This is a genomic window from Sutterella sp. KLE1602, assembly GCF_001578585.1.
Taxonomy (GTDB): Bacteria; Pseudomonadota; Gammaproteobacteria; order Burkholderiales; family Burkholderiaceae_F; genus Sutterella; species Sutterella wadsworthensis_A.
In genome coordinates, this window is record NZ_KQ968579.1 from 1 (window position 1) to 10,828 (window position 10,828).

At 64.0% G+C, this 10,828-nt stretch carries 11 protein-coding genes and 1 pseudogene; 8 read left to right on the top strand and 4 right to left on the bottom strand.

Annotation, left to right across the window (positions count from 1 at the left end; all coding sequences use genetic code 11):
- Together HMPREF3036_RS12375 and HMPREF3036_RS10690 are read left to right on the top strand one after the other, a co-directional pair.
- A partial coding sequence (locus HMPREF3036_RS12375; protein WP_231853631.1) for a hypothetical protein occupies positions 1 to 184 on the top strand: 184 nt, incomplete at its 5' end.
- Between the two features lie 286 nt (positions 185 to 470).
- Entirely contained in the window at positions 471 to 1,778 is a 1,308-nt protein-coding gene (locus tag HMPREF3036_RS10690; protein ID WP_062334368.1) for a Na+/H+ antiporter family protein, read from the top strand.
- A gap of 90 nt (positions 1,779 to 1,868) precedes the next feature.
- Here HMPREF3036_RS10690 and HMPREF3036_RS10695 read toward each other — a convergent pair whose 3' ends face one another.
- The gene (locus tag HMPREF3036_RS10695) at positions 1,869 to 2,246 is read right to left on the bottom strand and encodes a YgiW/YdeI family stress tolerance OB fold protein (RefSeq protein WP_005435150.1); all 378 of its coding nucleotides are present in this window, start codon (positions 2,244 to 2,246) and stop codon (positions 1,869 to 1,871) included.
- A 219-nt stretch (positions 2,247 to 2,465) separates the two neighbouring features.
- On the opposite strand from HMPREF3036_RS10695, the gene HMPREF3036_RS10700 reads away from it, so the two are divergent.
- The 5 genes and pseudogenes from HMPREF3036_RS10700 to HMPREF3036_RS11995 all read left to right on the top strand — a co-directional run bounded on the left by HMPREF3036_RS10700 (position 2,466) and on the right by HMPREF3036_RS11995 (position 5,930).
- A complete protein-coding gene (locus HMPREF3036_RS10700; RefSeq protein WP_062334370.1) occupies positions 2,466 to 3,071 on the top strand; it encodes a thermonuclease family protein in 606 nt (201 codons plus the stop codon).
- A 296-nt stretch (positions 3,072 to 3,367) separates the two neighbouring features.
- Positions 3,368 to 3,454 (top strand): annotated as a pseudogene (locus HMPREF3036_RS12620) (hypothetical protein); the annotation flags it as partial.
- A 148-nt stretch (positions 3,455 to 3,602) separates the two neighbouring features.
- On the top strand, positions 3,603 to 3,755 hold the full coding sequence (locus HMPREF3036_RS12385) for a cyclase family protein (RefSeq protein WP_231289368.1): 153 nt from the start codon (positions 3,603 to 3,605) through the stop codon (positions 3,753 to 3,755).
- Positions 3,756 to 3,912: 157 nt separating this feature from the next.
- Positions 3,913 to 5,094: a cystathionine beta-lyase gene (metC, locus tag HMPREF3036_RS10710; RefSeq protein WP_062334382.1), complete on the top strand. Its 1,182-nt coding sequence runs from the start codon at positions 3,913 to 3,915 to the stop codon at positions 5,092 to 5,094.
- Positions 5,095 to 5,279: 185 nt separating this feature from the next.
- Positions 5,280 to 5,930 (top strand): helix-turn-helix transcriptional regulator, encoded by a 651-nt coding sequence (locus HMPREF3036_RS11995; protein WP_156469822.1) that lies wholly within the window; start codon positions 5,280 to 5,282, stop codon positions 5,928 to 5,930.
- 148 nt (positions 5,931 to 6,078) lie between these two features.
- Here the strand turns inward: HMPREF3036_RS11995 and HMPREF3036_RS10720 are convergent, their stop codons facing one another.
- The 3 genes from HMPREF3036_RS10720 to HMPREF3036_RS10730 all read right to left on the bottom strand — a co-directional run bounded on the left by HMPREF3036_RS10720 (position 6,079) and on the right by HMPREF3036_RS10730 (position 10,179).
- Positions 6,079 to 7,209 (bottom strand): HipA domain-containing protein, encoded by a 1,131-nt coding sequence (locus HMPREF3036_RS10720; RefSeq protein WP_231853632.1) that lies wholly within the window; start codon positions 7,207 to 7,209, stop codon positions 6,079 to 6,081.
- 168 nt (positions 7,210 to 7,377) lie between these two features.
- Positions 7,378 to 7,686, bottom strand: coding sequence for a helix-turn-helix domain-containing protein (locus tag HMPREF3036_RS10725; protein ID WP_005435163.1), 309 nt, complete (start codon positions 7,684 to 7,686; stop codon positions 7,378 to 7,380).
- 1,548 nt (positions 7,687 to 9,234) lie between these two features.
- Positions 9,235 to 10,179 carry a DMT family transporter gene (locus tag HMPREF3036_RS10730; RefSeq protein ID WP_062334377.1) on the bottom strand — a complete coding sequence of 315 codons (945 nt, stop codon included), beginning with the start codon at positions 10,177 to 10,179 and terminating at the stop codon, positions 9,235 to 9,237.
- Positions 10,180 to 10,521: 342 nt separating this feature from the next.
- Here HMPREF3036_RS10730 and HMPREF3036_RS10735 point away from each other — a divergent pair.
- Positions 10,522 to 10,828: FMN-binding protein (locus HMPREF3036_RS10735; RefSeq protein WP_062334379.1), on the top strand; the 307-nt coding region annotated here is incomplete at its 3' end.

The window sequence follows — 10,828 nt, forward strand, 5'->3', positions numbered from 1 at the left end:
CGATTTGTTACAAATCGGACGGGGAGCAGTCACGAACGACTGTCTTGGCAACATGAAGCTCTACACCGACCGCTTCATGCTCGACGAGGAGTCGGGCAGGTGGTGGAGGCTTCGCGATCCCGACATGGCCGCGGCGGGCGCCATGGCTGCGCCGGACATCATCGACTACCTGCGCGAGTTCTGACGCAGGCCCCGATGCGGGGGCTTCGGCGGAGGCGAGCGCCCTGCACGACGGGTGCCCGCGGTCGTTGCGCGCATGTGAATTGCGGGCTCCGGCGCTCTGCGGCGGGTGTTTTGGGGATTCTCCGTCTTTTGGGGTAGGAAAAGACATCCTTCGGGATGTGTGGAATCGTTGCGGGCTGTGTCATAATCGAACGCGTATGTCCCGCAAAAGGGCGCCACCGTCCCCCGAGGGCGTCCGCCGGCAACGGGATCCTGACAGAAGACAGAATAGAAAAGGAAGTCCAGCCGTGGAATTCATCCTCAATCCGATCGTCATATCGGTCGTCGTGCTCTGCGCGCTCTGCCTTGCGCGCGTCAACGTTCTTCTCGCCCTGATTGCGGCCTCTCTGGTCGCGGGTCTCACGGGCGGGCTCGGCCTCACGAAGTCGATGGAGCTGCTCTCGGGCGGCTTCAGCGCCAACGCGACGACCGCGCTCTCCTACATCCTTCTGGGCACTTTCGCCGTGGCGATCGCGCACACGGGCCTCATGCAGATGCTCGTGCGCTGGATCGGCTCCAAGATGGGCGGCAGGCCGCTCGTCTTCTGCTTCGGCCTGGCGTTCATCGCCTGCCTTTCGCAGAACGTGGTGCCCGTGCACATCGCCTTCATCCCGCTTCTGATTCCGCCGCTGCTCAAGCTCATGAACAGGATGAAGCTTGACCGCCGTGCGGTCTCCTGCGCCCTCGGCTTCGGCCTCACGGCCCCGTACGTGTCGCTGCCCATCGGCTTCGGCCTCATCTTCCAGGGCATCGTCGCGCAGTCCATGACGCAGAACGGCATAGCCGTGACGGTGGCGGACGTGGCGTCGGTGGCCTGGATCGCCGGCCTCTCGATGGTCGTCGGCCTCGCGCTCGCCGTCTTCTACTTCACCCGCCGTCCCCGCACCTATCTCGACAAGCCCGTCGTGGGCGTGACGGAGTCCGACGAGGAGATCCGCTTCGGTCTCAGGCACTGGGTCACGCTCGGCGCGATCGTCGCCGCCGTCGCCGTGCAGATCATGCTCGAGAGCCTGCCGCTTGCCGCGCTGCTCGGCCTCATCATCATGCTCGCGGGCGGCGCCTTCCAGTTCAAGAAGCTTGACGACCACATCGCGAGCGGCATCTCCATGATGGGCTTCATCGCCTTCGTGATGCTGATCGCGGGCGGCTATGCCGCGATCCTCAAGGAAACGGGCGCCGTCAACTCGCTCATCGAGGGCGTCGTGCCCCTCATGGGCGAAAGCAAGTGGGTCGCCGCGACGATCATCACGCTCATCGGCCTGCTCGTCACGATGGGCATCGGCACGTCGTTCGGCACGGTGCCCATCCTCGCCGTCATCTATGTTCCGCTCTGCACGGCCGTGGGCTTCTCCGTCCCCGCCACGATCCTCCTGATGACGATCGCGGGCGCCCTGGGCGACGCGGGCTCCCCCGCCTCCGACTCCACGCTCGGCCCCACGTCCGGCCTCAACGCCGACGGCCAGCACAACCACATCTGGGACACCTGCGTGCCGACCTTCCTCGCGTACAACGTGACGCTTCTCGTGGCCGGCATCGTCGTCTCGCAGTTCATCTGACGAAGATTCACGCCGGATTCCGTCGCGACTGACAAAACGCCCGCAGGCCGGAAGGCCCGCGGGCGTTGTCGTTCATGGCGGCGGAAAGCGTCAGAGCGGCTTTGCGGAGAGGACGTCGAGTTCGATTTCGGTCCAGTCCTTGTCCACCTCGGCGCGGATTTCGACGGGCGCGTCCTTCGTGATCATGGACCAGTCGCGGTCATGGTCGAGCTCGGCCCTGATGGAGGCGCCCTTGTCGTCGGTGAAGACGTACTTGTCGCCGCGGACGTGTTCGGTGAATTTGCCGCGCAGCGTGACGATCTGGTGGTCCTTCCCGGACTCGAGCACGGCGGCGACGGTGGTGGCGGGCTCGGTGTCGAACCCCTTCGGACCTTGGGCCTGAGGCGCCGCGGCAAAGCCCTGCGGGCCGGCGGCAAGGACGGGCAGGGCGACAAGTGCGCCGGCAAGGGCGGCAAGCGTCTTCTTCATGTGTTTTCTCCTCGGCGCGGCCATAATACGGCACGCGGAAAAATGAAAATGCGGTTTTTGAGAGCGCCTTCGCGGCAGGGCGAAGGCCGTGGAAACATTCTATTGAGAAGGCTTCTCGTTTCGCATCCATCGTTTCGCAAGGAATATGCTGAACCTGTAACGAAAGACAACCATGCGCGCATCGGGAAAACAAACTGAAAGATTCTTCGGAGGCCGCCCGTGACGGGCGCGCCCGCACCCGCCGTCCTCGTGATGGGCGGCTTCATCGTGCTTCTTCTGCTCTGGCTTGTCCGTCATCTCTCGAGGCGCAGGCGCTTTCCGTTCGTCTTCGAGGCGAAGGTCGAGCACGTCTGCGACGGGGACTCGATCATCGTCCGCGGCCGCTTCGGCCGTGTGAAGCTCAGAATTGCGGGCATGGACGCGCCCGAGACGGCGCAGCCGCGCGGCCGCGAGTCGGAGAGGCGGCTTCGCGCCATGCTGCAGGGACGGAGCGTGAAGGTGAGGAGCGTTGCGGCCGACCGATACGGTCGATGGGTGAGCACCGTGACCGCGGACGGCGTCGATGCGGGACTCGTCATGGTCGAGGAAGGCGAAGCCTGGGCCTACCGCACGTACCTATGGGCGCTCCCGAAGGAGGCCCGCGGGCGTTATCTCGCGGCCGAGGCGCGCGCAATGCGCGCGGGACGAGGGCTCTGGGCGGAGCGCAGTCCCGAGGCGCCCTGGCTCTGGCGCAGGCGTCACCGCACCATCCTGCAGCGCATTCTCGACTTCTTCTGGGGGATCGGACGCGCCGTCAGGCGCTTCTTCAGGGGCGGCGGAAAATAGGGGGCTCGCGCCAACATTTTGCATGCAGAGTGTGCGTCGCCTTTTTGCGGCGGTGCAGGTGATTTGTCGCAGGTAGTTTGGCCTGGAGACAGGCGGGTGATTTTGGGCCAAGCTAGTCTGAAAGTCCGTCGGAAAAGGCAGCGAAAATGCACACGACAACAGCTTCCCCTTCAGGAGACCCTGCCATGACTCGCAATGCGATCGTCGACGCCCTCGGCGTCCTCAAGGCCGGCCGAATCGTCGACCTCACCCATCTCGTCCATCCCGGCATCCAGCGCTTCGGGCCGTTTCCCGCCATGAGGACCGAGCCCCGCTACACGGTGGCCGAGTCGGGCTTTCACGTCGAGCAGGTCTCGTTCGTGACGCAGTACGGCACGCACGTCGATGCGCCCGAACACTTCGTCGAGGGCCGCCGCACGCTCGAGCGCATTGAGCTCGAGGAGCGCGGCGTCACGGCGGTGGGCCACGAGACTCTCGACACGGACGGTTCGGCCGACGTGCGGGCGAGGGGGGCTCGACTGCGAGAAGTACGTGCTCGAGTCCGATCACTATCAGGTCGAGGTCATGGCGAACCTCGACAAGCTGCCCTCGACGGGCGGCGTGATCTTCGTGGGCCTCCCGAAGTTCGACAAGTTCCCGGGCTTCCCGGTCCGCGCATGGGCGGTCGTGCCCAACGAGGACTGAGCGCGGCGGACGCCCTGAGTGCGGCTCGGGGCTCTCGCGGGTTCAGGCGTGCGAGAATATGAGAACGCATCCCGCCCGAAGGCGGGTGACGGCGGCAGAGTTCAGGCTTTGACCGCCGTTTTGTCATGCATTCGAAGAAGGAGGAAAAGCCGTGTCGATGAAGGATCTTGATGCCGCAACACAGCTCGTGCACGCGGGCCGCGACTGGGACCCGGAGTGGGGGTACGTCAATCCGCCCGTGGTGCGCGCCTCGACGGTGCTTCACAAGTCCTGCGAGGACATGATGGACCGCGTCCATGACGAGATGGCCTGCCGGGACGGCAAGCCCTGCTACGGGAGCTACGGCGGTCCCGCACACAAGGCGTTCTATTCGGCGATGAAGACGCTCGAGGGCCCGAACGCCGCGGGCGCATGGGCCTTTTCGACGGGCCTGGCCGCCACGACGACGCCGCTCTTTGCGTTCGTGCGGGCGGGCTGTCATGCGCTCTTTTCGGACTCGATCTACGGACCCACGCGCGAATTCGCCGAGCAGATCCTACGCACGATGGGCGTTGACGTCGAGTTCTTCGATCCCGCAGCCTCGCCCGAGGCGATCGAGGCCATGATGCGGCCCGAGACGACGCTCCTCATGATGGAGAATCCGGGTTCGCACTCTTTCGAAATGTCGGACGTGCCCGGCATCGCCGCCGCCTGCCGCAGGCACGGCGTGACGAGCGTCATCGACAACACCTGGGCGACGCCGCTCTACTTCAAGCCGCTCGACCATGGCGTCGACATGGTCGTGCACGCGGCCACCAAGTACATCGCAGGCCACTCCGACCTGCTCATGGGCGTCGTCGTCTGCAACGAGCGCGTCTGGCCCGCCGTCTACCGTACAGCCGTGAGGCTCGGTCAGGCGGCTTCGCCCGACGACGTCTACCTGGCCTACAGGGGACTGCATACGATGGGCGTGCGTGTCGCACATGCGGCAAAGTCCGCCGAAAGGATCGTGCACTGGCTCCTCGAGCGCCCCGAGGTCGAGACCGTCAGGTGGCCTGCGCTCGAGTCTGACCCTTCGCACGCGATCTGGAAGCGCGACTATACGGGTGCGACGAGTCTCTTCGCCGTCGTCTTCAGGCCCGAGTACGACGGCAAGCTCGCGCCCTTCGTCGATGCGCTGAAGCTCTTTGGGCGCGGATACTCATGGGGAGGATACGAGTCGCTCCTCATCCCGTGCTACGGAACAAGGTCTGTACGCACGAGTACTTTTTCAAGAATGGTGCGCATTGCGGTGGGCCTGGAATCACCCGACGACTTGATTGCAGACCTTGAGCAGGCGCTCAAACGCCTGCGCGACTGACAGGAGTGCATAACGTCAGGCATCATGCACTGCGTTTTTTGTTTGCAAAATATCGTAGCATGGGCCATAATCCTAGACTATTCCGATGTGCCGGACCCCCGTTTCCGCTATCGTGAAAATATTTCGCAAGTCACTGTCGCGAAGACCCGGAACGACGGTGACGGCGGCAATAAAGGGAAGAGACTATGACAGAAGGCAACCACGAAGCAGGAGCGACGGACGTCACCGTGCGACACGTCCGGCGCACCAGACGCATCTGCGTGCACAATGCAACCGAGATTGGCGCACTGGTTCGTCTTGCGCGCCAACGTCTGGGCATATCTCAGACGGATGCGGCGATCTGCTGCGGCGTCGGCCGCCGCTTCCTTGTCGAGCTCGAGAATGGCAAGCCCACCGTGCAGCTCGACAAGATGCTGGTCGTCCTGGATGCGCTCGGCATTGGCCTCATGGTCCGCGGTCCCGGCGTCTCCTTTACGGCCGAGGAGCTTGCGCAGGCCGCCGTCAAGCGCGAGTCCGAAGATCCGCCGCACGTCTGGGAGGCGGAGTTTTCGTCGGGCGTCGATCGTCCGAAGCGCCCCGATGCGTCCGAGAAGCCGCACCGCGGCCGCACGCCGGGCACCGTCGCCCTGAAGTACCGCCGCCAGTCCTCCGTGAGGGAAGAAGGAGGGACTCTGGTCTACGAGACGGTCGACACGAACCCCGTCATCGCGAAGAAGAAGGAGAAGCACGTCGAAGTATGCCTTCGACAGCCCAAGCGCCGCAACAAGTCTGATGACACGAGCCCCGTGACCGACTTCGGCGGCTCGATGCGTCTGGACACCAACGGCCGCGGCTGAGTTCGAACTCCGCACGCGCGACCGCAGCAAAAGCGCAGCAGCGGCGCAAAAGAAGGGCAGAATGCCGTGAAGCATCCTGCCCTTCGTCATTTCCGGCGCTCCAAATGCGCCTGAGGGATGCCGGGAGCGGCATCAGGCGCGCGGCTACTCAAAGGTTTTCCTCGAAGAGCGGCGCCATGTAGGCGATGTCCCTCGGGTCGGCTCCGAATTCCTCGGCGAGTCCCTCCCAGCCCGAGAGGATGCGGCGCATTTCCATGAGGATGCCCTTGGCGTCGCTCACGGTGAGCCCGAAGTAGCGGGCGTAGGGAATGGCGTCGTCCGCGCAGGAGAGCCGCCTGCGGCCGTCCATCGTGAGGCCCTGGCCCAGGGCAGAGGGATTCCACTCGAGCGTGTGGGCGGGCGAGAGGCGCCAGCCGAGCGGCTCCCTGTGGAACTGCCAGCGGTTGAGCGAGTCGCCCGCGCCGCCCGTGAGGAGCTGGAAGGCGATGCGCCGCCACATCTGGGGGAGGTCCTCCTTCGGGGCCGCGCCGCCGCCGTTGAGGATGTCGGCGAGCGCCAGATAGCCGGGCGGAACGGGTCTCGGGGACTCCTGGCGGGCGGCAAGCGTCGCGCCCGTGAGGGTCAGGAGGGGCTTGTCGGCGGGGGCGTCCGCATTCGCGCCCCTGCGGTCCGCACGGCGCGTGAAGAGGATGTTCTCGCCCATTTCGTGCTCGAGGTCCGTCTCGACCGTGCGGATGCCGCAGCGTTTGGCGGCGACGAGCGCCATGTGCATCCAGAAGGGGCGGTCGATCGGATCGAGCATGCTCCTCAGTCTTGCGGTCTGCGCCTCGCGATGCCGCTCGACCGTGAAGACGGGACGGCGGCCGGGGAGCGTGAGGCCGTTCTGAAGCAGGCTGACCTCGTCGCTCCCAGCCTTGCCGCGCTCCATCGCGTGGTAGGCGTAGATGAGTTCGGGAAGCTCCGACTGGCGCTTGACGCGCGGACGCTCGGGCAGGGGATCGACATCGACGGGCGTCACCGAAAGGGCCCCGAGCGAGTCGGTCCTGTGGGGGAGAAGCAGTGCGGTCGTCTCGAGCCTGCCCGCCCCTTCGGGAAGGCCCGAGAGCGGAGAGGCGGGGTCATTGAAGATGGAGAAGACGGGGGCGCTGATCGCGCGGTCTTCCAGAAAACCGAACGCCGACTTTCCGAGCCTCGGACGCAGCACGCCGTGCTCGAGCGGGAGGTCCGCGCCGAGCGGCACGCCCGACTCGACCCAGTCGCCGTCGTACTGAAAGCGCATCACCGCCGCGGCGCGGGCGGCCTGAGCCGGCGATGCGCCCGGATCTTGAAGAGTTCCCGAACGGGGTCCTGTTGAAAGAGGGACGGCCAGGCGTCCGACGAGAGGGTCGCCGGGGAGCCAGCGCGCACGAATCTCATAAAGACGCAGGGAAGGGCTTCTCATTTTTGCTCATATCTCCTTCTTCGGCTGGCGGGCCCGGCGGGGGAGGCGGCGTGCCTCGAGCATGAGCCCCGTCTCATCGTCGCCCGCAGCGGCGACGTCGGAGAAGGGGGTGCCTAGCCCGAGCGCCTGAAGGACCGAGGCGACGTTGCCGATCGCGATCCCGCAGTCGCCGTTTTCAAGTTTTGAGAGGGTGTTGAGCGAAATGCCCGCACGCTCCGCCACGACGGATTGGGGAAGCCTGCGGCGAAGACGCGCTGCCTTGAGGTTGGCGCCAAGTGTCCTGACGGACTCTTCAACTGCAAAACTGGGTCTCATAACACGCAGAATCCTGTGAACTAAACCACTTTACATGAAGGAAAAGAGAGTTAAGGTCTTTTTTGAGCTTTTCGTCCGAAAAGGCGGAAAATCGCCGTTTTCGGGCCCTTTTCCGCATGAATCCGAAGTTCAGTCCGAAGCTATAACATCTCGAATAATGTGAATTATACGCCTTTCATCCCTCGAATGCTGTGAATTAAGCAAGATTTTTGAGGTGGTTCGGGGGCGTCATTCTGAACCCGCGCGTCATTTTGAAGGCTTTTTGAAAGGCGGATTCTTCGTTTTTGCAGGCTCCCCGGCGAAAAACCGACGGTTCACTCGCGCGGTTTTGAGCGCGGTCCGGAGGAAATTCGCGAACCCGCCGGCGCGTGTTCGACGCGCTGGCCTTCACGATTGTGCTCTCCCCTTTCAGGGAGTCTGCGTCACTCTCTTCAAAAGCGAAGCGTCGGGAGGGACTTTCGAAGGCTTCTTCATGCCTCCTTTCGTCCAAGGGGCGACAGACCCTCCGAGACCGCCTCTTTAAACAAAAATGCTTAACTTTGGACGGCGCGCGAAGATGAACGGTGCTGAGTCCTGTCGTAGCACGCTTGCGCTAAATTCATCCCGTTTGTTTGCGTCCCGTCCTGATCGCCTACTGCTGGAGGCGTTTGCAAGTGACGAACGATCCGCGTCCTTCTTGAGAAGACGGTTTTTTCCTCTTTTTTGATGGTCCGGACTCCTTTTTCAGGGCGTTTAGGACCCTGACGGGGTCTGAACGATGCCTTGAAGCAGCCGTCGGAAGCGGCGTACAGCGGCGGCACAGGGTGCGTATTTTGCCTCAAAAACGCCCGCTTCGGGGGACTTTTTTCGACCGAGCCCGGCTGTCGTTTTTGCACGACTTGATATGCTGGCACTGCACGCCTCCCTTCCTGAGGTCGGGGAGGACCGCCTTCGGGGAGTCTGCAGCAGATGACCAATAAAAACCCGAACAGGAATCAAACGACCGTTGATGCGGGAGAGGAAGAGAAGTGTCGTTCGGTTTTGCCGGACGGCGAAAAAAGCGCCTCGGAGGGGCTTCTGAAGGCGGTGTCGATGCGCTCGCCGATGCCGTCCCGGGGCATCCCGATGGGCTCAGGAGCCGTTGCTCACAGTTGCGCCCTGGGGCCCCAGGGAAGCCCTGTCCGGACCTCTGCAGTGGCGCCTGAGCATGATCCCGTCGAGAGGTGTCCGGTGCTTGCCCTGGGCCTTGCGGGCCTCAGCAGTCGAGCTCACGCCTCCCGAACATCGTCGTTTCGGAGGTGCGAACGGGGAGGGGCGGGCGGAGGCCGGGCGCGTTTGTTTTCTCACGGTCCCCTTTGGGTCAAGTGAGAGTTTCAGGCAAGTGATTCGGGTCTCGGCCCATGTGAATTTTCGATCCTTCGCGCGTTTTCGTGAGACGATCGTGCAGATGAGGGTATGACGGGCGAGAGGGCTGCAGGGCGGCCTCGCGGGCTTTCAGACAACCAATGAAAAGGCGGCGCGGGAGCACGTGGCTCCGGCGCCGCCTGAAGGATGCGGTGGGAAAGGCGGTCAGAAGAGCGTGAACTTCGCGCTCAGCGCATCGGCGTCCGCGCCCGCGAGCACGGCGTTGACGCGCTTCATGCCGAGGTCGGAGCACCAGACGCCGCAGAGGATCATCGCGGCGCCCATCACGCCGATGAAGGTGACGGACTCGTCGAGGATGACGAGGCCCGCGATCATCGCAATGACGGGGATGAGGAAGAGGAGGTTCCTGATCTGCTGTGCGCCCGCCTCCCTGGCGGCGCGCTGCCAGAGCAGCGTGCACAGCGTCGTGGGACCCACGGCGAGGAAGACGAGCAGGGCGGCCGAGACCGGATCCGTGAGCGCCTCGACGGGAGCCGCGTCCTCCATCAGGTAGAAGGGCATGACGGCAATGAGACCCCAGCCGAAGGTCTTGCGGGCCATGAAGACCGCGCCGTACTTGTGCACGCTCTTGAGGAGCGCCGAGTAGCACGCCCAGGCGAGCGCGGCACCGAGCGCCAGATAAAAGCCCGCTGCGGGAAGCTGCTGGATCACGTGGTTGTCGAACCAGATGAGGCACATGCCGGTCGCCACCGTCACGATCCCGAGCTTCGTCATCCAGTGCAGCCTGAAGCTGTGGTGGAGCGCAATCACGACGAAGGCCGTGAAGAGCGGCGCGGAGGCCATGATGGTCGCGACGGTGCCCGCGTTCGTCTCCTGCAGCGCCAGATTCTCAAGCCCGTGGTAGAACGGAATGCAGGCGACGCCGAGAAGCGCGAACTTCGCCTCGTCGATCAGCTCGTCGGCAAGGAACTGCTTGTGGGAGAGAATCAGAAGCACCGCGTAGGCGAGGAAGGTGCGGAACGTCAGAACCGCAAACGGACCGAGGTCGTGCGTGTAGAGCCATTCGGTCGCAATGTAGGAGAGGCCCCAGGCGAAAACCGCGACAAGCGCGAGAAGAAGGCCCGGTAGCGTGGAGCGAGTCTGCTGCATATGAGGGCGAAAGGAGTTTGGACACCGCCATTCTACTGCGCCCGATATCGTTGCAGGCGTGGAAAACCCCGTTTTTTCAACGGGCTGAGGACTTTCCTTTGCCTGGCGCAGCCCGCGCGGCGGGCCCCTGCAGGTGATGCTCCTAGGTAAAATTCCTTAGGTGCCGTCCCTGTGCGACGGTCCTAGAATGAAAGTCCGGCGGCCGGTCCGCCGCCGATGAACGACAACACACATTCGTATGGAGAATGGGAGCGTCCTCCCGTCCGACGCCCCGCACCGAAGGCCTTTTCCTTCGGGCGCAGGGACACCCTGCGGCGCTCCTGCTTTTGAGGAGAAAAAGCAATGAAATCCACCATGATCAAGTCCGCCGTCGCCATGGTCTTCGCCGCCGGCTTTGCAGCCGCCTCGATGGCTGCTCCGGTGACCGCCGAGGGCACGGGCGTGGGCAAGCACGGCGACATCACGGTCGCCGTGACGTTCGATGCCGGCAAGATCCAGGACATCAAGATCGTCAAGAACGCCGAAAACCCGATTCTCGCCAAGAAGGTCTTCACGGACCTCAAGGATCAGGTCGTGGCCCTCTCCTCCACCGACGTCGACCTCATCTCCGGCGCGACGTTCTCCGCCAAGGGCTTCATCGACGCCGTCA

What these genes read in the sequence shown, in the direction of transcription:
- HMPREF3036_RS10695 (WP_005435150.1), bottom strand. Translation starts at nt 2,246, where the DNA reads ATGAAGAAGACGCTTGCCGCCCTTGCCGGCGCACTTGTCGCCCTGCCC.
- metC (WP_062334382.1), top strand. Translation starts at nt 3,913, where the DNA reads ATGAAGGATCTTGATGCCGCAACACAGCTCGTGCACGCGGGCCGCGAC.
- HMPREF3036_RS11995 (WP_156469822.1), top strand. Translation starts at nt 5,280, where the DNA reads ATGACAGAAGGCAACCACGAAGCAGGAGCGACGGACGTCACCGTGCGA.
- HMPREF3036_RS10720 (WP_231853632.1), bottom strand. Translation starts at nt 7,209, where the DNA reads ATGCGCTTTCAGTACGACGGCGACTGGGTCGAGTCGGGCGTGCCGCTC.
- HMPREF3036_RS10725 (WP_005435163.1), bottom strand. Translation starts at nt 7,686, where the DNA reads ATGAGACCCAGTTTTGCAGTTGAAGAGTCCGTCAGGACACTTGGCGCC.
- HMPREF3036_RS10730 (WP_062334377.1), bottom strand. Translation starts at nt 10,179, where the DNA reads ATGCAGCAGACTCGCTCCACGCTACCGGGCCTTCTTCTCGCGCTTGTC.